The organism is Betaproteobacteria bacterium, assembly GCA_009377585.1.
In the GTDB taxonomy this organism is placed as follows: domain Bacteria; phylum Pseudomonadota; class Gammaproteobacteria; order Burkholderiales; family WYBJ01; genus WYBJ01.
The window spans coordinates 64,953-86,795 of record WHTS01000014.1; the positions used below are offsets into that span (position 1 = coordinate 64,953).

General features: G+C 67.8%; 18 protein-coding genes. 12 read left to right on the forward strand and 6 right to left on the reverse strand.

What is annotated here, in order from left to right; translation table 11 throughout:
- Positions 1-318: 318 nt before the first annotated feature.
- Positions 319-1,047 (reverse strand): response regulator, encoded by a 729-nt coding sequence (locus GEV05_07400; protein MPZ43209.1) that lies wholly within the window; start codon positions 1,045-1,047, stop codon positions 319-321.
- Positions 1,048-1,147: 100 nt separating this feature from the next.
- Positions 1,148-2,065: an SDR family NAD(P)-dependent oxidoreductase gene (locus GEV05_07405; protein ID MPZ43210.1), complete on the reverse strand. Its 918-nt coding sequence runs from the start codon at positions 2,063-2,065 to the stop codon at positions 1,148-1,150.
- A gap of 189 nt (positions 2,066-2,254) precedes the next feature.
- On the opposite strand from GEV05_07405, the gene GEV05_07410 reads away from it, so the two are divergent.
- The 5 genes from GEV05_07410 (at position 2,255) to xsc (ending at position 8,835) form a co-directional block, all read left to right on the forward strand.
- Entirely contained in the window at positions 2,255-3,541 is a 1,287-nt protein-coding gene (locus GEV05_07410; GenBank protein MPZ43211.1) for an amidase, read from the forward strand.
- Positions 3,542-3,665: 124 nt separating this feature from the next.
- The gene (locus tag GEV05_07415) at positions 3,666-4,556 is read left to right on the forward strand and encodes an amidohydrolase family protein (GenBank protein ID MPZ43212.1); all 891 of its coding nucleotides are present in this window, start codon (positions 3,666-3,668) and stop codon (positions 4,554-4,556) included.
- 17 nt (positions 4,557-4,573) lie between these two features.
- Positions 4,574-5,533 (forward strand): tripartite tricarboxylate transporter substrate binding protein, encoded by a 960-nt coding sequence (locus tag GEV05_07420; protein MPZ43213.1) that lies wholly within the window; start codon positions 4,574-4,576, stop codon positions 5,531-5,533.
- A complete protein-coding gene (locus GEV05_07425; GenBank protein ID MPZ43214.1) occupies positions 5,530-6,702 on the forward strand; it encodes an alpha/beta fold hydrolase in 1,173 nt (390 codons plus the stop codon). The genes GEV05_07420 and GEV05_07425 overlap by 4 nt, the downstream gene beginning before the upstream one ends.
- A gap of 363 nt (positions 6,703-7,065) precedes the next feature.
- Positions 7,066-8,835 (forward strand): sulfoacetaldehyde acetyltransferase, encoded by a 1,770-nt coding sequence (gene xsc / locus GEV05_07430; GenBank protein MPZ43215.1) that lies wholly within the window; start codon positions 7,066-7,068, stop codon positions 8,833-8,835.
- A gap of 244 nt (positions 8,836-9,079) precedes the next feature.
- Here xsc and GEV05_07435 read toward each other — a convergent pair whose 3' ends face one another.
- On the reverse strand, positions 9,080-9,613 hold the full coding sequence (locus GEV05_07435; protein ID MPZ43216.1) for a hypothetical protein: 534 nt from the start codon (positions 9,611-9,613) through the stop codon (positions 9,080-9,082).
- 244 nt (positions 9,614-9,857) lie between these two features.
- On the opposite strand from GEV05_07435, the gene GEV05_07440 reads away from it, so the two are divergent.
- Entirely contained in the window at positions 9,858-10,091 is a 234-nt protein-coding gene (locus tag GEV05_07440; GenBank protein ID MPZ43217.1) for a hypothetical protein, read from the forward strand.
- 40 nt (positions 10,092-10,131) lie between these two features.
- Here the strand turns inward: GEV05_07440 and argH are convergent, their stop codons facing one another.
- Positions 10,132-11,574 carry an argininosuccinate lyase gene (gene argH, locus GEV05_07445; protein MPZ43218.1) on the reverse strand — a complete coding sequence of 481 codons (1,443 nt, stop codon included), beginning with the start codon at positions 11,572-11,574 and terminating at the stop codon, positions 10,132-10,134.
- Positions 11,575-11,739: 165 nt separating this feature from the next.
- Between argH and GEV05_07450 the strand changes: the two genes are divergently transcribed.
- Together GEV05_07450 and GEV05_07455 are read left to right on the forward strand one after the other, a co-directional pair.
- On the forward strand, positions 11,740-12,753 hold the full coding sequence (locus GEV05_07450; protein ID MPZ43219.1) for a sensor histidine kinase: 1,014 nt from the start codon (positions 11,740-11,742) through the stop codon (positions 12,751-12,753).
- Positions 12,750-13,508: a response regulator gene (locus tag GEV05_07455; protein ID MPZ43220.1), complete on the forward strand. Its 759-nt coding sequence runs from the start codon at positions 12,750-12,752 to the stop codon at positions 13,506-13,508. Before GEV05_07450 ends, GEV05_07455 begins: the two co-directional genes overlap by 4 nt.
- A 193-nt stretch (positions 13,509-13,701) precedes the next feature.
- Here GEV05_07455 and GEV05_07460 read toward each other — a convergent pair whose 3' ends face one another.
- On the reverse strand, positions 13,702-16,521 hold the full coding sequence (locus GEV05_07460) for a phosphoenolpyruvate carboxylase (GenBank protein ID MPZ43221.1): 2,820 nt from the start codon (positions 16,519-16,521) through the stop codon (positions 13,702-13,704).
- A gap of 97 nt (positions 16,522-16,618) precedes the next feature.
- Between GEV05_07460 and hemC the strand changes: the two genes are divergently transcribed.
- Genes hemC through GEV05_07480 form a run of 4 tightly spaced genes read left to right on the forward strand, consistent with a single transcriptional unit; the run spans position 16,619 to position 20,694 of the window.
- Entirely contained in the window at positions 16,619-17,551 is a 933-nt protein-coding gene (gene hemC / locus GEV05_07465) for a hydroxymethylbilane synthase (protein ID MPZ43222.1), read from the forward strand.
- Positions 17,517-18,353 (forward strand): uroporphyrinogen-III synthase, encoded by an 837-nt coding sequence (locus GEV05_07470; protein ID MPZ43223.1) that lies wholly within the window; start codon positions 17,517-17,519, stop codon positions 18,351-18,353. The genes hemC and GEV05_07470 overlap by 35 nt, the downstream gene beginning before the upstream one ends.
- A gap of 10 nt (positions 18,354-18,363) precedes the next feature.
- On the forward strand, positions 18,364-19,464 hold the full coding sequence (locus GEV05_07475; GenBank protein ID MPZ43224.1) for a uroporphyrinogen-III synthase: 1,101 nt from the start codon (positions 18,364-18,366) through the stop codon (positions 19,462-19,464).
- Complete coding sequence (locus GEV05_07480; protein MPZ43225.1) at positions 19,465-20,694, forward strand: heme biosynthesis protein HemY; 1,230 nt, start codon at positions 19,465-19,467, stop codon at positions 20,692-20,694.
- Here the strand turns inward: GEV05_07480 and GEV05_07485 are convergent.
- Positions 20,657-21,688 (reverse strand): 2Fe-2S iron-sulfur cluster binding domain-containing protein, encoded by a 1,032-nt coding sequence (locus GEV05_07485; GenBank protein MPZ43226.1) that lies wholly within the window; start codon positions 21,686-21,688, stop codon positions 20,657-20,659. The genes GEV05_07480 and GEV05_07485 overlap by 38 nt on opposite strands.
- Between the last annotated feature and the right edge of the window lie 155 nt (positions 21,689-21,843).

Consider the following 21,843-nt stretch of genomic DNA (forward strand, 5'->3'; position numbering starts at 1 on the left):
GAGCGTTCCCAATTTCATGTCACGCTCGTCCCTCACCCCCAACCCCTCCCTTGCAGGGCGCGCATCGGCATGCAGGCCGATGCCGTTCGGCCGGCACGGACCGCCTCAATCAGCTTCCGCGCAGGCTCGGCGATCTGTGCCGCGGCGGTTGGCGTCGACTCGCTTTGCGGTCGATCCCCACAAGTGGGGCCCCTCGCCCGGTAAGCTCGCGCCGCTATGGTCCGCGAATTCCCGGCCTCACCCCAGGGGGAGAGGGAAGCGTCGTGTCCGTATTGGACTGTCGTCCAATACGGAACGATCAATAGGAGGCAGCGCCGGTCAGCGGCTCTTGGGCGTGTACATGTAGCCGGCGTTGCGCACCGTCTTGATGATCTGCGGATGCTCGGGGTCGGCTTCGATCTTGCGCCGCAGCCGCGCGATGCGAATATCGATGCTGCGGTCGAATGGCTGCCAGTCGCGGTTGCGCGTGAAGCCCAGCAGCTGGTCGCGGCTCAGCACCTGGTTGGGATGCTCGGTGAACACCTTGAGCAGATCGAACTCCATACTCGTCAACGCGATATCCCGGCCGGACGCGTCCAGCAAGCGATGGGCGGAAAGGTCCAGCCGGCAATCCCCGACCGGCACGAGCTTCGGCGCGCTCGATGCCTCGGGCAGATGCGGCGGGCGTGCCTTGGCCCCGTGCAGGCGGCGCATCACGCTCTTCAGGCGCGCCACCAGCTCGCGCGGATCGAACGGCTTGGCGATGTAGTCGTCGGCGCCGACCTCGAGCCCGACGACGCGATCGACCACGTCGCCGGCCGCGGTCACCATGATGATGCCGATGTCGTAGTGCTCGCGCAGATAGCGCGCCAGGCTCAAGCCGTCCTCGCGACCCAGCCGCACGTCGAGTAGTGCCACGTCCGGTAGCCGCGCAGCCAGCACCTCGCGCATCGCATCACCGCAGTCGGCTTGCAGGGTTTCGTACCCGTTCTCGCTCAGGTACTCCGTGAGCATGTTGCGCACGCCCGCATCGTCGTCGACGATGAGCACACAGCCGCTGCTCGCCATGGCCGCTTTCTCCATCGTGAGCGCGATTATAGCGAGCGCCGCCGCGGCACAACGGCCTCGAAGAACTACCTGGCGATCCGCGAGACTGTCCGGCAGCCGCTCACACCGGATCCCACGAGAACACGTCCTGCGACCGCTCCAGGGGATAGAAGTGCGCCTTCAGCGCCGGCATGGCGTGTTGCGCGATCCGTTCCGGCGTCCAGCCCTCGGCGCGCTGCACCGAGCGCAGCGGCCGGTTCTGGCTGAAGAGGAAGATCTCGTTGGCGCGCACGCCGAAGATCTGCCCGCTTACGTCCTTGGCCGCGTCGCTCACCAGGTACACCGCCATGGGCGCGATCTTGCTCGTCTCCATGGCCTTCAGCTTTTCCACGCGCTCCTTCTGGTCCGGCGTGTCGGTCGGGATCGAGCCGATCATCCGGCTCCAGGCGAACGGCGCGATGCAGTTGGAGCGCACGTGGTAGCGGGCCATGTCGAGCGCGATCGATTTCGACAGCCCGGCGATGCCGAGCTTGGCCGCCGAGTAGTTGGCCTGGCCGAAGTTGCCGACCAGTCCCGAGGTCGAGGTCATGTGCACGTAGGCGCCGGAGTGCTGGCCGCGGAAGTGGGGTGCTGCGGCGCGTGCGACGTAGAACGAGCCGTTCAGGTGAACGTCGATCACCGCCTTCCACTCGTCCAGGCTCATGTTGAAGAAGAAGCGGTCGCGCAGGATGCCGGCGTTGTTGACGACCGCGTCGATGCGCCCGAAGTGGTCGAGCGCACATTGCACGATGCGTCCGGCGCTGTCCCAGTCGGCCACGCTGTCGGTGCTCGCTGCCGCCTCGCCGCCTGCGGCTGCAATCTCGTCGACCACCCGCTGCGCCGGACCCGCATCGCGGCCCTCGCCGCTGACCGAGGCGCCGATATCGTTCACGATCACCCTCGCGCCGTTGGCCGCCATGGCGCGCGCGAAGTCGCGCCCGATGCCGCCGCCCGCGCCCGTCACCACCACCACTTTTCCGTCCAGCATGCCGGTCGCCATTGCGCACCTTCCTTCGGATTTTTCCCGGGCGGGTATGCTACTAGGGAACGCGTCGGTCTGCGCAATCGCGACTGCCGCCCCGCCACTCCTTGCCGCCGCGAACGGGGTCGACGTGTTCCTCGCCGGCGCCCGGGCGCTGCGCATCGGGCGGCTTGACAAGGATGCGGTCACCTCCTAAAACACGCCGCTATGGTCGATGACCGTCTGGTTGTTCGCTGGACGGCGGCGCAGGTGGCGCGCGCCGTTTCCCGGGGAGAGGTGACGTGCGAGCAGGTGGTGCGTGCCTGCCTTGCGCGCATCGCCCAGCGCGAGCCGGTGGTGCAGGCATGGCATTTCCTCGATGCCGACCGGACGATCGCCGCGGCGCGTGCGCTCGACCGCGAGGCCCCGCACGGGCCGCTGCACGGTGTGCCCTTTGGCGCGAAGGACATCATCGACAGCGCCGACATGCCGACCGAGTACGGTACGCCGATCCACGCCGGGCACCGGCCGGCGAAGGATGCGGCCTGCATCGGGCTCAGCCGCAGGGCCGGGGCCATCCTTCTCGGCAAGACCGTCACCACCGAGTTCGCCAACGTCACACCCGGAAAAACGCGTAACCCGCACGATCCCGCGCGCACGCCGGGCGGCTCCTCGAGCGGCTCGGCGGCGGCGGTGGCCGACTTCATGGTGCCGCTCGCCCTCGGCACGCAGACCACAGGCTCGGTAACGCGGCCTTCGTCCTTCTGCGGCGTCTTCGGCTACCGGCCCACCTACGGCGACTTCCGCACTGCTGGCGTCATGGAGGCTTCCGGCTCGCTCGACACGCTCGGCATCAGCGCGCGCTCCGTCGAAGACATTGCACTTTACCGGGACGTGCTCGCCGGCGTTTCACCGACTCCCATCGAGAAGCCCGCCTCGAAGCTGCACCTCGGCTTTTGCAGGCCCTACTACTGGGAGCGGCTTGCACCGTCCACGCAAAAGCTCCTCGAGGACGCCGCAGAACGGCTCGCCCGGGCAGGTGCCCAGGTCGCCGAGTGGACGCTCGGCGAGGAGTTCCAGGCCTGCGAGCGCGCGCACAAGCTCATTTCCGGCTTCGAGATGGCGCGCAATCTCACCTGGGAGCTCGACCACCACGCCGGGCGCATCAGCGACAAGCTGCGCTTCGGCCGCCTGAAGGACGGCCTCGAGTGCAGCTACGAGAGCTACAGCGAGATGCGCGCAACGTGCGAGCGGCTGCGCGCGCGGATGGACGAGCTGATGGCGCCCTACGACGCGGTGCTCGCCCCGGCCGGCGACGAGGCGCCGGTGAGCGACGATCCTGTGCCGCACCCCTGGGTCTACATGGCGTGGACCATCGGCCATGTGCCGACGATCACGCTGCCCGTATTCAAGGGGCCGAGCGGCATGCCGGTCGGCCTGCAGGTGCTCGCGCGCCGCTTCCAGGATCGCCGCCTCTTCGCGGTGGCGCAGCGCGTCCACGAGATGCTGACATGAGCGAGGGTCCCTCCTGGATCGAGTCGTATCCCGGCAACACGGGTCCTGTCACGCGCAGATGGACAACCGCCAGCTCGGCACTGCCGATATTGCCGCCTGGATCCAAGACACCCCGGAGGGGCCTATGAGCACCGCTGAGCGCCCGCCATACGCGGCGCCGCACGATCCCAACCCCCGCAAGCCGGCCGTTGCCGTACCGGCGCACGCCTGCGACACGCACGCGCACGTCTTCGGGCCGGGGAACACCTACCCTTTCATCCCGAACGGCCTCTACACGCCTTCGGACGCGCTCCTGCCCGACTTCCGCGACATGCTCGACGCGCTTGGCATGGAGCGCGCGGTGCTGGTGCAGCCGAGCATCTACGGGACGAACAACGACTGCATGCTCGAGGCGCTGCAGCAGGACACGAAGCGCCTGCGCGGCGTCGCGGTGATTCCGTTCGACAGCGACACCGGCACGATCGAGCGGCTGCACGCCCAGGGCGTGCGCGGCGTGCGCTGCAACATCGTCGATCTCGCGAGCGGCGCCGGCGAGCTGCCGCTCGAGCCGCTGCGCGGCCTCGCAAAACGCATCAAACCCTTCGGCTGGCACGTCGAGTTCCTGCTGCACGTCGATGAGTTTCCCGAGCTCGACCGCCTGCTCGCCGACTTCCCGGTCGAATGCTCGTTCGGCCACCTCGGCTACGTGCCGGCGGCGAAGGGCACCGGGACGAAGGGCTTCCAGGCGCTGCTGCGCCTCATGCGCGACGGCAAGGCATGGGTGAAGCTCACCGCGCCCTACCGGCTCACGCTCTCCGAGATACCGTATGCCGACACGGACGCCTGCGCGCACGCGCTCCTCGACGCCGCGCCGCAGCGGCTGCTCTGGGGCAGCGACTGGCCGCACGTGCTCGTGAAGTCGAAGATGCCGGACGATGGCCGCCTCTTCGACGTCTTCGCCGGCTGGGTGCCGGACGCAAAGACCCGACGCGCCATCCTGGTCGACAATCCGGCCAGGCTCTACGACTTCAACTGAACGGAAGAGGAGCAGACATGAAGCGAATCGCCTTTGCGGCTGCCGCGGTGGCGTTCTCGGCCGCAGCGCTCGCGCAAAGCTATCCGAGCCGGCCGGTGACGATCATCGCCCCGGCCTCGCCAGGCGGCAACATCGATGTCACCTCGCGCATTCTCGCGCCGGCGCTGCACGAGATCCTCGGCCAGCCCTTCGTCGTCGAGAACCGGCCCGGCGCCGGCGGCAAGATCGGCGCCACCGCCGCCCTCAAGGCGGCGCCCGACGGCTACACGCTGATGATGGGCACGAGCAGCACCCTCTCGGTCGGCCCCAACGTCTACAAGGAGTGGCCGGTCGACCCGGTGAAGGGCATCACGCCGATCTCGCTCGTGCAGCAGGTGCCGTTCGCGCTGGTGGTGAACGTGAAGTCGCCCTACAAGACGGTGGCCGATGTGCTGAAACAGACGAAGGCGAAGCAGGGCGGGATGCAGATGGCGCACGCCGGCCCGGGCAGCTCCAATCACCTGGTGAGCGAGCTCTTCCAGATGCTCTCCGGGGCGAAGTTCCTGTTCGTAGCGTACAAGGGCGGCGCGCCGGCGATGGCATCGGTCGTGAGCGGCGAGACCGAGGTCTACTTCGACCAGGCGAGCACCTCGGTGATCCAGATCAAGGCGGGCCGCATCCGCGCGCTGGCCGTCACCGCCGAGGAGCGCTTCGCACCGATGCCCGACGTGCCGACCTTCGACGAGGCCGGCATCAAGGGCTTCCACGTGATGAACGTCACCGGCCTGGTCGGCCCCGCCGGCATGCCGCAGGCCGTGGTGCAGCGGCTGAACGAGGCGACGGTCAAGGCGCTGAAGGACCCCAAGGTCCAGGAGCGCATGAAGGGGATCGGCGCGATGATCGTCGGCAGCACGCCGCAGGCGTTCGGCAAGTGGATCCGGGGGGACCTGGAGCGCTGGAAGAAGGTGGTGAAGGAAGCGAAGGTGCCGCAGCTATGAGCTCCTGGGTCGAGACGTTTCCGGGCAACCTGCGATGGACCAATGCCATCCAGATCGTGAAGGGCATGGTGCCCTACAACAACACTTCCGCCGAGCAGATCGACCGCATCGCGCGCCGCATGCAGGCGCGCCACGCGGCTGGCGAAGACCCGGACAGGATCTGGCGCGAGGAGTGGTCGCGGATGGCGCAGTGGAACGAGCGCCAGGCCGACGAGGCGGCGGCGAAGAGCCGGCAGATGACCGCCGGAAACTTTTATTTGCGGGCCGGCAACTACTATTACCAGGCCGAGCGCTTCGTGCAGCCCGGCGAGGAGAAGATGGCCATCTACCGCAAGGCCCTGCGCTGCTGGCGCGCCGGGCTCGAGCGGCGCTATCCGCATATCCGCCGCGTCGACGTGCCCTATGAGAAGAGTGCGCTCTGCGCCTGCTGGCTGCCCGCCGAAGGCGCGGGCGGCAAGGCGCCGGCGCTCGTCATCTTCAACGGCATGGACAACTGCAAGGAGATGAACGTCGTCTTCGCCGGCCTCGAGTTCTCGCGCCGCGGCATGCACGTGCTCGCGGTCGACGGCCCGGGGCAGGGCGAGAGCTTGCGCATGAACGGCATCGCCAGCCGCCCGGACTACGAGGTGGCGGGCACTGCGGCGTTCGACTACCTGCAGAAGAGCCGCCCGGAGGTGGACCTGAAGCGCGTCACCGTCATGGGCTACAGCTTCGGCGGCTACCTCGCGCCGCGCATCGCCGGCTGCGAGAAGCGCTACGCCGGCTGCGTCGCCTTCGGCGCGATGCACTGGGACCTGCACGGCTGGCAGCGCGGCATCAAGGAGGCGCTTGCCCGCGATCCGAAGTCGAGCTTCTCGTCGCAGTTCCAGTTTCGCTGGGTGATCGGCGCGCCGGACAACGACGCCGCCACGGAGCAGGCGAAGCAGTTCAGCCTGGAAGGCGTCGCCGACCGGATCGTCTGTCCCACGCTCGTCATGCACGGCGAGAACGACCGCATCGTGCCGGTCGAGGAGGCGCGCACGCTCTACGAGAAGATCGGCGCAAGCAACAAGACGCTGAAGATCTACACCGAGGAAGACGGCGGCGCCGAGCACTGCCAGGTCGACGACCGGCCGATGGGCATCGACTACATGGCCGACCGGATCGCCGAGAATGTCAACAACGCCTAATTCGCTAGTGAATGTTGCGCACGTTGTTCCCCTCCTGACAAGGAGGGGCGGGACGCGCAAACGCGCGGACGGGGTGGTGCACCCGGGCCGCGCGCTAGAACGCCGGCATGACGATCGCCGGGCGCGGCCGCGCAAGGCTTGCACCGCGCATGGCTTGCACGGCGCATGGCTTGCATGCGCGTGGCTTCCATGTCGTGGCTTCCATGTCGTGGCTTCCATGTCGTGGCTTCCATGTCGTGGCTTCCATTGCACCGGTCTGCGGCGAGCATTACACTCGAAGCCGCCATTTTCTCGCGGCCGCGCCGACCTTCGGAGGTGGTGCGCCGTATCGCGTCGATTACGTATTACGTAAGGGGATGGTCCATGAAAAACACCGCTGCCGAATCCAAAGCCGTCGCCAAGGCCGCCGCAGCGACCGGCAAGATCCGCTTGACGCCATCGGAAGCCTTCGTCGAAACCCTGGTGGCGCAAGGCGTCAAAGATACGTTCGGTATCGTGGGTTCGGCCTACATGGACGCCCACGATCTGTTCCCCCTGGCCGGGATCCGCTTCGTCTCGGTGGCGCACGAGCAGAATGCCGCCCACATGGCGGATGGCTATTCGCGCGTAACCGGCAAGCACGGCGTCTGCATCGCCCAGAACGGACCCGGCATCACCAATTTCGTCACCGGCATCGCCGCCGCCTACTGGGCGCATTCGCCGGTGATCGCGATCACCCCCGAGTCCGGCAGCCTGACGATGGGCCTGGGCGGCTTTCAGGAAACGGAGCAGATGCCGATCTTCTCCAAGATCACCAAGTGGCAGGTGCACCTGAATTCGCCGCAGCGCATCGCCGAGCTTACCTCGCGCGCGTTCGACATCGCCATGGACGAACGCGGTCCGGTGCAGATCAACATCCCGCGCGATTACTTCTACGGCGATATCGAGATCGAGATCCCGAAACCGATCCGCATCGAGCGCGGCGCGGGCGGCCCGGAATCGCTCGATGCCGCGGCCGATATGCTGGCCAAGGCCAAGTTCCCGGTGATCCTGTCGGGCGGCGGCGTCATCATGGCCGACAGCATGCAGGAGTGCATCGCGCTCGCCGAGTATCTGAGCGCACCGGTGGTCAACAGCTACCTGCACAACGACTCGTTCCCGGCCAATCATCCGCTTTGCTGCGGTCCGCTCGGCTACATGGGCTCGAAGGCCGCCATGCGGGTCATCAACAAGGCCGACGTCGTGCTCGCGCTCGGCAGCCGCCTGGGTCCCTTCGGCACCTTGCCGCAGTACGGCTTCGACTACTGGCCCAAGGACGCGAAGATCATCCAGATCGACGCCAACCCGCGCATGCTGGGCCTGGTGAAGAAGATCTCGCTCGGCATCTGCGGCGACGCCAAGGCGGCCGCGATCGAGCTGCTGGGACGGCTGAAGGCGCGCGGCAAGGCGGCGCCCAACAAGGCGCGGCTGGCGGAAGTGAAGAAGGAGAAGGAAGCCTGGACCGAAGAGCTCGCCAACTGGCCCAGCCCGAACGAAAAGGGCCGCATCGGGCCGCGCCAGGCGCTGGCCGCGCTCGCCAAGGCGATGCCGCGCAATGCCATGGTTTCCACCGACATCGGCAACGTCTGCTCGGTGTCCAACTCGTATCTGCATTTCGAGGGCGGGCCGTCGTTCCTGGCGGCGATGAGCTTCGGCAATTGCGGCTACTCCTACCCGGCGATGATCGGCGCCAAGGTCGGCCGTCCCGACCGGCCGGCGATCGCGTACGTCGGCGACGGCGCCTGGGGGATGAGCCTGGCCGAGGTCATGACCTGCGTGCGCGAGAACATCCCGGTGGTCGCGGTGGTGTTCAACAACGGCCAGTGGGGTGCGGAGAAGAAGAACCAGATCGACTACTTCAACAACCGCTTTCTCGGCACCAACCTGAAAAACCCCAATTTCGCCGACGTGGCCGAGGCCATGGGGGCAAACGGGATCACGGTGGAGCACGTGGACGAGGTGGGCGATGCGCTGCGCGGCGCGGTCAAGTCGAACCGGCCCACCGTCATCAACCTCATGCTCACGCGCGAGCTGGGCGATCCGTTCCGGCGCGATGCCTTCAAGCAGCCGCTGCGGATGCTGCCCAAGTACAAGAAGTACAGCGCGAAGCAGTGAGCACGGCATGGCGGCTAAGATGCATGCAGGCTTGGTTCGCCGTATCGATCGCAACGATACGGCCTTCGCCGTATCAAGCTAAATAGCGAGGGTGGAGGGGTAACGGCGGGATAGAGGAAGGACTGGCATCCGCTCGCTCGAGAGCATAAGGCGCGGGTTTTTTCCCGCACCGAACCCACGCGTTCCGGCCACGGTCCCTGCCGCCGGCGCGCGATCTCAAGACCGGCTCCGGCAGCCGGTCTTTTTATTGTGGCGTGCGCTCGGAGGCGGCGGCCTGGTTGCTCGCCTGGCCGCTGCCGGCGAGCGGTTGCGTGTTCGTGTTCAGCGGGGCAACCGTGTGGGCGAGCTGCCAGCCGAGATAAAGCGCCTTGTGCTCGGTCGCCATCTCGGTCAGCGTCTTGCGGATCGGGGTCAGCGTTTCGGGCACGATCAGTAGCGAGCGGGTGCCGGAGACGAGCCAGCCGTCCTGCGGCGAGCCTGGCTTGTTGCGGTTGCGCGCGAACTGAATCTGCGCTTGCTTCATCGTCGTCTCGAGGCCCTCGCGCCGCATCCTTTCGGCCAGCTCGGCGCCTACCGCCTCGGTGGCGGCGAATACCACGAAGCTGACCGACTGCGGCAGCTTCAGGTCCGCGCCCGTCGAGCGGGCTTTGCGCAGCAGGAGCCAGTCCTGCTGATTCATCCCGCGCATCGCGCGGCGAGCGAGGAATATCATCACCGCCGCCGAAGCGGCGATGATCAGGAGGGGAAGCCAATCGATCGAAGGGTTTTCGAGGTTCAATGCGGATGGATCCTGTGTGAGAAGCGGAGCTCGATAGCGTGGCCGAAACCCGAAATGCTAATACGGACCAACGAATCGTGGCGAGTGAGCGTGGGCTCCGCAAGCCTCGTGCTACCGGGTTCGCGTAAGGGTGTCGTAAGCCGCAGCGGCGAATATCGCGGCCTGAATCGCACCCCAGGATCGATACACCGCGCAAGCCGCAGTCCGCCGCGATTGCCTTGCGTCGCTCTCTACGGGAGAAACCATGAAAGCCATGTCCGATCGCGCCCTGGCGATCTTGCTCTCGCTCCTCGCCAGCACCTGTTTTGCCCAGGCCATGGACGAAGGCGCCGCCGTCGCGCCCGCGCCCACGGTGAGCGTGGTATGGGTCATCGTGTTCCTGGGGATTTTCGTCGGCGTCTGCGCCTGGATCGGCATTGCGATCTGGCGCAACGAGCGCAAGAACCGCACGAGCGGCCCGGGAAACGCCCGCCCGTGATGGCGCGCGCTGGCACAGCGGCCTCGAACGAGCGCCGCGCTCAGCGCCCTGGCGCCCGGCCGGGCATCGCCTGCCTGAGCGCGGCTTCCCGGACGAGCTTGCGCCGGGCTTGCGCGGCCGCGCGGCGGACCTGCCTGGGTGCTGTCCCGCCGGGATGGCTCCTCGCATCGACCGAGCCTTCGAGCGTGAGAACAGCGGCGACATCGGGTTCGATCAGGGCGGAGAATCGGCGTAGCTCAGCCAGGCTCAGTTGCGACAGATCGCAGCCCTTGGCGACGGCATGGCGCACGGCAAGTCCGACGGCTTCGTGCGCGTCGCGAAACGGCAACCCCTTGCGCACCAGGTAGTCGGCCAGATCGGTCGCGGTCGCGTAGCCTTGCAGCGCGGCCGCGCGCATTGCCTGCGCATTCACGCGCATACCCGGCAGCATCTCGGCCACGATCGCGAGCGTTGCGGTGAGCGTGTCCACCGTATCGAACAACGGCTCCTTGTCTTCCTGATTGTCCTTGTTATAAGCGAGCGGCTGGCTTTTCATCAGCGTGAGCAGCGCCACCAGGTGCCCGTATACGCGTCCGCTCTTGCCGCGCGCAAGCTCGGGCACGTCCGGGTTCTTCTTCTGCGGCATGATCGACGAGCCGGTGCAGAAGCGGTCGGGCAGGTCGATGAAGCCGAAGCGCGGGCTCATCCATAGCACCAGCTCCTCGGCCAGGCGCGATACATGCATCATCATGATCGCCGCGCAGGCACAGAACTCGATCGCGAAGTCGCGATCGGAGACGGCGTCCAGGGAGTTCTCGCACACGGCCTCGAACCCCAGCTCGCGCGCCACGCGTGCACGATCGATCGGGAAGCTCGTGCCCGCCAGCGCCGCCGAGCCGAGCGGCAGCACGTTCAGGCGCCTGCGGCAGTCGGCGAGCCGCCCCGCATCGCGCGTGAACATCTCGAAATAGGCGAGCAGGTGGTGACCGAAGGTCACCGGCTGGGCGACCTGCAGGTGGGTGAAGCCCGGCATGAGGGTGGCGGCATGGGTTTGCGCCAATTCGACCAGCGCCGCGCGCAGCGCGTGCAGAAGATCGAGAATTTCATCGATCGCCGCACGCAGATACATGCGCACGTCGGTCGCCACCTGGTCGTTGCGCGAGCGCGCGGTATGCAGCCGCTTGCCGGCTTCGCCGATGAGCTCGGTCAAGCGGCGCTCGATATTGAAATGCACATCCTCGCGCTCGATCGACCATTCGAAGCTTCCGGCCTCGATGTCGGCCCGGATGCGCTTCATGCCGCGCTCGATGGCGGCGAGGTCGCGCCGGCTGATGATCGCCTGTGCCGCCAGCATGCGCGCGTGTGCGAGCGAGCCGGCGATATCCACTTGCGCGAGGCGCTGGTCGAAATTCACCGAAGCGGTATAGGCCGCCACGCGTTCCGCCACCGGTTCGCTGAAACGGCCGGACCAGCGGCTGCGGGATTTGCGGGCGGTGTTCGGCATAAGCGTTCGAGCTTGTCAAAGACCGGGGCATGTGCAACCCTTGCGGCATCTTCGACACCGGGCTTCCAACGGGTCGCGCGTCGGGGGGAGAAGGGTGGAGCCGATTCGTCGCACATCGCAGCGAAGCCGCGCGCTCGAGCGCACCGTCCGGGCTGCCACTGGTTCATGGCGAGTATAAGACAAAACGCTGCTCCGAACGCCCTGCCCGATCTTGCCAACCTCGGCGTGCTGGCGCGCATTCTGCTCGGCGCCTGCCTGTTCGGCCTGCTGATCGCCCTGGCGCGCTCTGCCAGCGCCGCCGACTTCGTGCGCGAGCTGCTGCTGCTGGCGGGCGCGGCACTTCTACCGCTGCTGTTCGATCTTTGCCTGCTGGCCATGGCCAGCCGGTGGCTGCGGCGCTTGTCGTATGGCACTGGCATGGTGCTGGTATTCGCGCTGTGCCTGGCCGGCACCGCCGCGGCCTACCGGCTGCAGGACACTCTGCTGGGCATCTCCCCCGGGGCGCTGGAGCGTCATTGGCTGTATACCGTGATCATCGTCGCGCTCCTGGCTGGCTACTTCGACTTGCGCGGGCGGGCGCTCTCGCCGGCGCTCACCGAAGCCCGTTTGCAGGCGCTGCAGGCGCGCATTCGGCCGCACTTTCTGTTCAACAGCATCAACGCCGTGCTGTCGCTCATCCGCTCCGAGCCCAAGCGCGCCGAAACCGCGCTCGAGGACATGGCCGAGCTGTTCCGCGTTCTGATGGCGGACAATCGCGAGCTCACGCCGCTCAAACGCGAGATCGAGCTGTGCCGGCAGTACCTCGACCTCGAGCAATTACGCCTGGGCGAGCGGCTCAAGGTCGAATGGCATGTCGACAGGATGCCGGCCGACGCCATGGTGCCGCCGCTGGTGCTCCAGCCCTTGCTTGAGAACGCCGTTTATCACGGCATCGAGCCGCGCGCGGAGCCCGGTGTGGTCAGCATCAACGTCTATCGCAAAGGAGACCAGGTGCATGCGGTGCTGCGCAACCCCTACAAGACCGAAGGCAATCATCACGCCGGCAACAAGATGGCGCTCAACAACATCCGCGAGCGCCTGCAGTTGCACTTCGACGCCGAGGCGAGCCTGAAGACCACCGTCGACAACCACGCCTACCAGGTGCACATCACGCTGCCCTACCGTCCCGCGCGCGCATGAACACGACCCCACCCCTCAAGATCCTCGTGGTCGACGACGAGCTACCCGCGCGCCGGCGCTTGCGCGAGCTGGTGGCGGACCTTTCCGATCGCCTGCTGCTCGAGGTGGTGGGCGAGGCGGCCAACGGACGCCAGGCCCTCGAGCTCGCCGCCATGCAGTCCCCGGACGTCGTGCTGCTCGACATCCGCATGCCCGAGATCGACGGGCTCGAAGTCGCGCGTCACCTGCAGAAGCTGCCGCGCTCGCCCGCGATCGTCTTCACCACCGCTTTCGATGCCTATGCCATCAAGGCGTTCGAGGTGCACGCCGTCGACTACCTGCTGAAGCCCATCCGCGCCGCCCGCCTGGAAGAAGCGCTCACACGCGCGCGCGCGGCCAAGCCGCCGGCGGACGAGGCGTTGCGCACGCTGCGCCCGGAAGCACGCACCAACCTGTGCGCGCAGGAGCGCGGGCGCATCCATCTCATCCCGATCGCCGAGATCGTCTATCTCAAGGCCGAGCTCAAGTACGTGACCGCGCGCACTAGCGCGCGCGAGTACCTGCTGGAGGAGTCGCTTACCAAGCTCGAGCAGGAGTTCGCCGGGCGCTACCTGCGCGTCCACCGCAACTGCCTGGTGGCGCGCGAGGCCATTCGCGGCTTCGAGCGCGTGCAGGACGATGGCGAAGGCCACTGGGTGGTGATGCTCAACGGCATCGACGAGAAGCTCGCCGTCTCGCGGCGCCAGCAGCACGTCGTGCGCGAACTCGTGCGCTAGTTGATGTCGTCGTTCCCGTGACAACGGGAATCCAGGGGCACCTGGGGGCAATTCGCTTGGACGCGTCAAAGGATGCTCTGATCTACCTACTGATCGTCACTCCCGCGCAGGCGGGAGCCCGGAAGGATCCAGCGTTCCTGGATTCCCGCCTGCGCGGGAAAGACGCTCTACAGAGCATCTTCGAGACATCGCGTCAGCCGCTGTTGCGCAGCCCGGCCGCAATACCGTTGATCGACAGCAGGATCGCCCGCTTGGTCTGATCGCCCGTATCGCCGGCGCGGTAGCGACGCAGCAGGTCGACTTGCAGGTGATTGAGCGGATCAAGGTAGGGCTGGCGGTTGCGGAAGCTGCGCGCAAGCGCGGGATTGCTGCCGAGCAGCTCGCGGCTTCCCGTGATGGCGAGCAGCGCTTCGCAGGCAAGCTCCCACTCGCGGCGAATGGTTTCGAATACGCGCGTGCGTAGCGCCGCATCGGTTACGAGCTCGGCATAGCGCGAGGCGATCGCGATGTCGGATTTGCCGAGCACCATGTCCATGTTGGAGAGCAACGCGCGCAGGAACGGCCATTCGCGGTGCATCTGCTCGAGCTGCTTGCGCCCCGGCTCGCCATGCCGGTCGACGTAGTTGCGCACCGCCGCGCCGAACCCGTACCAGCCGGGCAGCATGACACGCGCGAGCGACCAGCTAAACACCCATGGAATCGCGCGCAGATCTTCGATGCTGCCGCTGGCGCGGCGCGAGGCCGGCCGGCTGCCGATGTGCAGGTCGGCGATCTCGCTGATCGGCGTCGCTTCCCGAAAATAGCGCACGAAGCCGTCGGTTTCGTAAACCAGCTCGCGGTAGGCGCGGTAGGCGTCCTGCGACAGCTCCTCCATCGCCCGGTGAAATGCGCTCATGTCCTCGTCCATTTCGTCCGGGCCGAGCAGGCTCGCTTCCAGCGTAGCCGCTACCAGGGTTTCCAGGTTCTCGCGCCCGGTGTCGGGGTCGGCGTACTTGCTGGCGATGACCTCGCCCTGCTCGGTGAGCCGCAGCTGCCCATGCACGGCGCCGGCAGGCTGGGCGAGGATCGCCTGGTAGCTCGGGCCGCCGCCGCGGCCGACGCTGCCGCCGCGGCCGTGGAACAGGCGCAGGCGCACGCCATGGCGCGTGCACACCCGCACCAGCGCGACCTCCGCCTTGTAGAGCTCCCAGTTGGCGGTGACGAAGCCGCCGTCCTTGTTGCTGTCCGAGTAGCCCAGCATGACCTCCTGGGTGTCGCCGCGGCCGGCGAGGAGATCGCGGTAGCGGGGAATCGCGAGCAGCTCGTCCATGATCGTGTGCGAGCAGCGCAGGTCGTCGATCGTCTCGAACAGCGGCACGATATCGATGTGCAGGCTGGGCGCTTCGCCCGCACGCAGCAGCCCCACCTCCTTCAGCAGGAGCGCGAGCTCGAGCAGGTCGCTCGCTGCGTCGGTCTTGGAGACGATGGCCGCACCGAGCGCACCGGCGCCATTGCCCCGATATGCCCCGGCGCCATTGCGCCGATGCGTATCGGCGGCGGCGTCCAGGATCGCGAGCTCGGATGCCGTCTGCGCGCTGTATTGCACGAAGGGCGAGCGCAGCGGGCGCACCAGCGCGAGCTCTGCGAGCAGCCAGCTGCGCCGCTCGGCTTCGTCGAGCGCCGTGTAGCCGGGGCGGTGCGCGCCGCGCTCGAACAGCTCGCCGACGCATGCGCAATGCACGCTCGAATGCTGGCGCAGATCCAGCGGTGCCAGGTGGAACGCGAACACTTCGACCGCGCGCCGCAGGCTCCCCAATCGTCCGCCCGCGATGCGCGCGCCGCCGTGCGCGCCGAGCGACGCGGCCAGAACGTCGAGGTCTTGCAGGAATTCGGCGTGCGACGGGTAGGCGTCCGCGTTGCTTGCCGCCAGCGCCTGCGCTACGCCGGCTGCGTGCGCCGTGGCGGCCAGGCGCGCATGGATGGCGGCGAGCGCCTGCCGGTAGGGCTCGTCGACGCGGTGCACCGAGTCGTCGGGAGACGAGGCCGCCAGGCGCTCGAGCTCCGCGCTCACGTTCACCAGCCGTCGCGCCATGCTGAGCTCGGCCACCAGCGCCCGGATCTCGGTAAGGTAGTGCTCGAACGCAATCCGCGCCTGGCGCGCGACCGCAGTGCGCAGCGCAGCCGCGTCGACGGACGGATTACCGTCGCGATCGCCGCCGATCCAGCTTCCGATCCTGAGCAGTGCGGGCAGATGGACCGGTCGGCCCCAGCAGGCTTCCAGGCGCTGCTCGATATGCGCGTACAGCAGCGGGATCTGCTGCAGGAACGTGTAGCGATAGTAGGCGAGCCCGTTCTCGATCTCGTCCTCCACCGTCAGTTGCACCGAGCGCAGGATCCGTGTCTGCCACAGGGTCGTGATGGCGCGGCGCAAGGCCTCTTCGTTTTCGGCGAGCTCCGGCGGTGTGAGGCTCATGCGGGCGCGCCTGCGCAGCAGCGAGGCGATCTCGCGCTGGCAATCGAGAATGCTCTTGCGCTGCACCTCGGTCGGGTGCGCGGTCAGCACCGGCGACACCCGCGCGCGCGTCAAGATCGCCTCGAGCCGCGAGTGGGGCACCCCCGCCTGTGCCAAGCGCTGCAGCGTGCATTCGATGCTGCCAGGCTCGGGCTCGCAGCCGCGCGCCTGGCGCAGGCGCCGCAGGCGGTCATGGTGCACGTCTTCGGCGATATTGGCGAGCTGCGCGAAGAAGCTGAATGCGCGCACCACGGCGGTCGCTTCGAGCTCGTCCAGCCTTGCCAGCAAGTCCTGCAGCGCTTCACGCGCGCGCTCCTCGCCGCCGCGGCGAAAGCGCAGCGCGGTTTGGCGGATGTGCTCGATGCGGTCGAAAGCGGGCGCGCCCTCCTGCTCGCGCAAGGTGTCGCCCAGGAGACGTCCGAGCAGGCGCACGTCCTCGCGCAGCGGCTGGTCCTCGGCGCTCAGGCCGTCGTGCGCCCCCGGGTCGGCGTAGGGTCGCGTGCTAGAATCGGTCGACGTCATCGCGGCGGTTCTCCGGGCGTACGCAGCGGTCTCTCATGCCCCAAGCCATATCCATGCCCATGCACACCGGGACGGCGCTGGCAGCGCGCAGGCGCCGATGAGGCTGCGCACCATCGCCATCGCTTCGCGGGCGAGCGAGCTCGCATTGTGGCAGGCCAATCACGTTGGCGATCGGCTGCGCGCGCAGCACCCCGACTGCACTATCGAGATCGTCGCCATGAGCACGCGCGGCGACCGCATCCTCGACCGCTCGCTCGCCAAGATCGGCGGAAAGGGATTGTTCGTCAAGGAGCTCGAGAACGCGCTCTCGGCCGGCCGCGCGCGCATCGCCGTGCACTCCATGAAGGATGTGCCGATGCAGCTTCCGGACGGGTTCACGATCGGCGCGATCCTGGCGCGCGAGGATGCGCGCGATGCGCTCGTTTCCAACGCTTACCCGGATCTCGCCTCGCTGCCGCCGGGCGCCCGCGTCGGCACCTCCAGCCTGCGGCGAGAGGCGCAGCTGCGCTCCCGCTACCCGGCGCTTGTGGTCCGGCCCGTGCGCGGCAACGTGCAATCGCGCCTGCGCAAGCTCGATGAAGGCGAGCTCGATGCGTTGATCCTCGCCGCCGCGGGCCTCGAGCGCCTGGGGTTGGCCGGGCGCATCCGCCAATTGCTCAGCGTCGAGACGAGTCTGCCCGCTCCGGGGCAGGGCGCATTGGGCATCGAATGCCTTGCCGCCGACCGGGACGCGCTCGAGTTGATCGCCCCCCTGCAGGACCCGACGAGCGCCTGCGCGGTGACGGCCGAGCGCGTGGTATCGCGGTTGCTGGGCGGAAGCTGCCAGGTTCCGCTCGGCGCGTACGCCGAATGCGAAGGCACGACGCTCGAGCTGCGCGCTTTCGTCGCGTTGCCGGACGGCAGTCGGCTCGTGAGCGCGCAGGCGTCCGGTTCCGCGGCCGAACCCGAAGCCCTGGGCGCCGAGGTGGCGGCGGCGTTGCGGGCGCAGGGCGCGGATGCGCTTCTGGCCGAATTGGAAGCGCGCGGCTGAAGTGGCGCAATCCGGCGGCGGGCAAGAGAACAGCTCGAACCTCGCTGGCCGCGGGATCGTGATCACGCGGCCCCGCGACCAGGCGCACGGACTGATCGCCCTGGTGAAGGCCGCGGGCGGACGCCCCATCGCCTTTCCGGCGCTGGAGATCGTCGATGCACTCGATTCGCGCGCGCTGCGCGCTCTCGTGGACCGGCTGGAAAGCTTCGATCTGGCAATCTTCGTCAGCCCCACCGCCGCGAGCCGTGGGCTGAATCTGGTCCGGCGCCGGCGCGAGCTCCCGCCCGGGTTGCAACTCGCCGCCGTCGGCAAGGGCTCCGCACGCGAGCTGCAACGTCTCGGCGCGGCCAACGTGCTCGTGCCCGAGAGCGGGGCCGACAGCGAAGCGCTGCTGGCCTTGCCGCAGCTCGCCGATCTGCGCGGCCGCTCGGTGCTCATTTTTCGCGGCGTGGGCGGGCGCGAGTTGCTCGGCGATACGCTCGTGCGCCACGGCGCCAGGGTGGAATACGCCGAATGCTATCGACGCACGCGCCCGCAGGCCGACGTTCAGATGTTGCTGCGCGCATGGACCCAGGGCGAAATCCATGCCGTCACCGTCACCAGCAGCGAAGGCCTGAGCAACCTGTTCGACATGCTGGGCACCCTTGGGCGCCATTGGCTGCGCAAGACGGCTCTGTTCGTGCCGCACGAACGCATCGCCGCGCGTGCCCGCGACCTCGGCATCGCGGACGTGGTTGTCGCCGACCCGGGCGACGAGGCGATGGTCGGTGCGATCGCCCGCTACCTCGGCTTGGGCTCGTAGAATAGGGACCATGAGCGAGCAGCCCACGACCGAGCATTCGACACCGCCGCAAACCGCCGCCGAAGGATCTCCGGCAAGCGCCGCCGACTCGCGCCCGCGCGCGAATCGCGATCTTGGCCGAGTCGGCGCGGTGCCCGTGGGCGTGCTGCTCGCCGTCATCTTCGCCGCCGCGGGCATTGTCGGCTGGCAGTGGTACGACACGCGTAACCAGGTGGCCGCGCTGGAGGAAGAGCTCGCGCGCCGGCTCACCGAAGGCGATACGCGCAACAAGCTGGCGCTCGAGACGGTGCAGGAGCTGCGAGCGCGCGTGCGCGAGGTGGAAGGGCAGGTGACCACGCTCGAAGGCGGGCTCGCCGAATCGCAGAGCCAGCAAGTCGCGCTCGAGGCGATGTATCAGCAACTGTCGCGCGGCAGCGACGAATGGGCGCTGGCCGAGATCGAGCAGACGCTCAACATCGCCGCGCAGCAGCTGCAACTTGCCGGCAACGTGAAGGCCGCCTTGCTCGCGCTGCAGACCGCCGACGCTCGCCTGCAGCGCGTCGACCGGCCGCAGCTCGCGCCGCTGCGTAAGGTGATCGAGCGCGACATCGACCGGCTGCAACGCTCGCCCTTCGTCGACGTGGTCGGGATCACGGTCAAGATCGACAACCTGATGGACGCCATCGGCACCCTGCCGATTGCGATGCAGCAGCGCCCCCCGCCCGAGCCGCTGCCGCAGGCCGTGGAGGAAGCCAATCCGTTCAGGCGCCTGGCACGCGAGATGTGGCAGGACCTGCGCAGCCTCGTCCGCATCCAGACGGTCGAGCGGCCCGAGTTGCCGTTGATCGATCCGGGGCAGGAGTTCTTCCTGCGCGAGAATCTCAAACTGCGGCTGTTGTCGGCGCGAATCGCCTTGCTGCAGCGGGACGGCAAGTCCTATCGCAACGATCTCGCCGAGGCGCTGCAATGGGTCCAGCGCTTCTACGACACCCGCCATCCCAGTCTTTCCGGGGCGATGACGACGCTCAAGCAACTTGCCCAGGTCGACGTCGCCATCGATGTGCCGGACATCGATGCGAGCTTGAACGCGGTGCGCGACTACAAGCTCACGCGCGAGCAGGGAGCGCGCTAGGTGCGCGCGCTGTTCTGGGTTCTGCTGCTCGCCGCTCTCGCGGTCGCGATCACGCTGGCCGCGCGCTACAACGCCGGCTACGTGCTGCTGGTGCTGCATCCTTACCGGGTCGAGCTCTCGCTCAACTTCCTGATCGCGCTGATGCTGATCGGTTTCGCCGCGCTCTACGCCCTGCTGCGGGCGCTGGCGCACGCGCTGCGGCTGCCCAACCAGGTGCGCCGGTTTCGCGAGCGCCGCCGGCTCGAGCGCGCCGCCGACTCGCTGTACGCCGCGCTGCGCGCGTATTTCGAGGGCCGCTATGCCCAGGCGGAAAAGGTTGCCGCCCAATCCATCGAGCTGAAGGAGCACAGCGGGCTCGCGGCGGTGATTGCGGCGCGCGCGGCGCACGAGCTGCGCGCCTTCGAGCGGCGCGATTCGTACCTTGCCCGCTCGGCCTACTACCACGACGCCGATCAGACCATGCGCATCGTGGCGCAGGCGGAGCTGATGCTGCACGCGCGCCAATACCAGGCGGCGCTTGCCGCCCTGGAACGGTTGCCGCGCAAGCATACGGCGGCGCTGCGCCTGGAGTTGAAGGCCCAGCAACAGGCACGCAACTGGGACCGCTATCTCGAGCTCGTCAGCCAGCTCGAGCGCGCGCAGGCGCTCGACGAGACGCAGGCAGCGGAGCTGCGCCGGCACGCGATCGGCGAGAACATCGCGCGCAAGGCGCGCGACGCGGACGAGCTGCGCGAGTACTGGCAGCGGCTCGCTGCGCGCGAGCGCCAGGATGTCAAGATCGCCGCGTGCGCCGCGCATGCGTTCGCCCGCCTGCGCTTGTTCGACGAGGCGCTCACGCTCGTCCAACAAAGTCTCGAGCGCAATTGGGATAGCGAGCTGGTGGCGCTGTATGGCGTCTGCAGCGCATCCGACCCGCGGCGCCAGATCGAGCGCGCCGAAGGCTGGCTGCGGGCCCATCCGACCGATCCCGCGCTGTTGCTGGCGCTCGGCCGGTTATGCGCGCGCAGTCAACTGTGGGGCAAGGCGAAGAGTTACATCGAGGCGAGCCTGTCGCTGGAGCAGAGCTTCCAGGCCCACATCGAGCTCGCGCGTCTGCACGAGGGCCTGGGCGAAGCCGATGCCGCGCAGTCCCACTACCAGGCGAGCTTGCGGCTCGCCGAACACGAGATCGAGCCGCGACCGCAGTTGCCGCTCATGCCGGCGCCGGCGGCGGAGCCGACGCAGGCGTGAAGGCGTCGGAGAAGAATTCTTCTTCCGGCAGGCCGCAGCGGAGAGTGAAGTCGGTGCGCGCGGCTTCCACCATGAGTGGATTGCCGCAGGCGTAGACCTGGTGGGCGGAGAGATCCGGGTAGTCGGCCATGACCGCGCGGTGCACCAGGTCGAGCCGGCCGCTCCAGTCATCCTCGATGCTCGGCTCGGACAATACCGGCACGTAGCCGAAACCCGGGTGCTCGGCTACCCACTGCTCGGCGAGCGCGTTCATGTACAGGTCCGAGCGCCGTCGTCCGCCCCAATACAGGCGGATGGGACGCGTGGTTCCGACGTGAAAGACGTGCTCGACGATCGCCTTGATGGGCGCGAACCCGGTTCCGCTTGCGAGCAGGATGATCGGCTTGGCGCTCTCCTCGCGCAGGAAGAAGCTGCCATAGGGGCCTTCGAAGCGCAGGATGTCGCGCACCTTCATGCGCTCGAACACGTGGCACGAGAAGGTACCGCCGTAGTTGCGGATGTGCAGCTGCAGCAGCTCGTCGGCGTGCGGGGCGTTGGCCATCGAGAAGCTGCGCCGCTGCCCGTCCTTCATGATGATGTCGACATACTGGCCGGCGAGATACTGCAGCCGTTCGCTCTGCGGCAGGCGCAGCTGCACGACCATCACATCCTCGGCCGCGCGCTCCATGCGCTCCACCCGGCACGGCATCTTGCGGATCTGGATGTCCTTGGCCGCGCCCACTTCCCGGCACTCGATCTCCACATCGCCCAGGGGCCTGGCGCAGCAGAAGAGCGCCAGGCCGTTCGCGCGCTCGGCCTCGCTCAGGGCGGTGGACTGATAGTCGCCGTAATCGACCTTGCCGGCGAGCAGCCGCCCCTTGCAGGTGCCGCAGGCGCCGTTGCGGCAGCCGTAGGGCAGGTTGAACCCCTCGCGCAGCGCGGCGGCGAGCACCGTTTCGTCGGCGTCCATCGTGAAGCGATGGCCGCTTGGCCGGATCGTGACGTTGCAGGACATCTGGAAAGGAAATGCGTGGAACAGCCCACGCACACAAAAGGAAACCTGATTAGCGACATTCTTCAGCGGGCTCACTTGGTGAGCCAGTGGGATGCGCATGATGTGGTTCACCGACAAGACGAGGTGAACCATGGCGATGAACCGGGTGCAGTTTC

Excerpts from the sequence above, each read along its gene's own strand:
- GEV05_07420 (MPZ43213.1), top strand. The coding sequence starts at position 4,574 with ATGAAGCGAATCGCCTTTGCGGCTGCCGCGGTGGCGTTCTCGGCCGCA.
- GEV05_07425 (MPZ43214.1), top strand. The coding sequence starts at position 5,530 with ATGAGCTCCTGGGTCGAGACGTTTCCGGGCAACCTGCGATGGACCAAT.
- GEV05_07440 (MPZ43217.1), top strand. The coding sequence starts at position 9,858 with ATGAAAGCCATGTCCGATCGCGCCCTGGCGATCTTGCTCTCGCTCCTC.
- xsc (MPZ43215.1), top strand. The coding sequence starts at position 7,066 with ATGAAAAACACCGCTGCCGAATCCAAAGCCGTCGCCAAGGCCGCCGCA.
- GEV05_07460 (MPZ43221.1), bottom strand. The coding sequence starts at position 16,521 with ATGACGTCGACCGATTCTAGCACGCGACCCTACGCCGACCCGGGGGCG.
- hemC (MPZ43222.1), top strand. The coding sequence starts at position 16,619 with ATGAGGCTGCGCACCATCGCCATCGCTTCGCGGGCGAGCGAGCTCGCA.
- GEV05_07455 (MPZ43220.1), top strand. The coding sequence starts at position 12,750 with ATGAACACGACCCCACCCCTCAAGATCCTCGTGGTCGACGACGAGCTA.
- GEV05_07450 (MPZ43219.1), top strand. The coding sequence starts at position 11,740 with ATGGCGAGTATAAGACAAAACGCTGCTCCGAACGCCCTGCCCGATCTT.
- argH (MPZ43218.1), bottom strand. The coding sequence starts at position 11,574 with ATGCCGAACACCGCCCGCAAATCCCGCAGCCGCTGGTCCGGCCGTTTC.
- GEV05_07485 (MPZ43226.1), bottom strand. The coding sequence starts at position 21,688 with ATGTCCTGCAACGTCACGATCCGGCCAAGCGGCCATCGCTTCACGATG.
- GEV05_07400 (MPZ43209.1), bottom strand. The coding sequence starts at position 1,047 with ATGGCGAGCAGCGGCTGTGTGCTCATCGTCGACGACGATGCGGGCGTG.
- GEV05_07415 (MPZ43212.1), top strand. The coding sequence starts at position 3,666 with ATGAGCACCGCTGAGCGCCCGCCATACGCGGCGCCGCACGATCCCAAC.
- GEV05_07475 (MPZ43224.1), top strand. The coding sequence starts at position 18,364 with ATGAGCGAGCAGCCCACGACCGAGCATTCGACACCGCCGCAAACCGCC.
- GEV05_07410 (MPZ43211.1), top strand. The coding sequence starts at position 2,255 with ATGGTCGATGACCGTCTGGTTGTTCGCTGGACGGCGGCGCAGGTGGCG.
- GEV05_07405 (MPZ43210.1), bottom strand. The coding sequence starts at position 2,065 with ATGGCGACCGGCATGCTGGACGGAAAAGTGGTGGTGGTGACGGGCGCG.
- GEV05_07470 (MPZ43223.1), top strand. The coding sequence starts at position 17,517 with ATGCGCTTCTGGCCGAATTGGAAGCGCGCGGCTGAAGTGGCGCAATCC.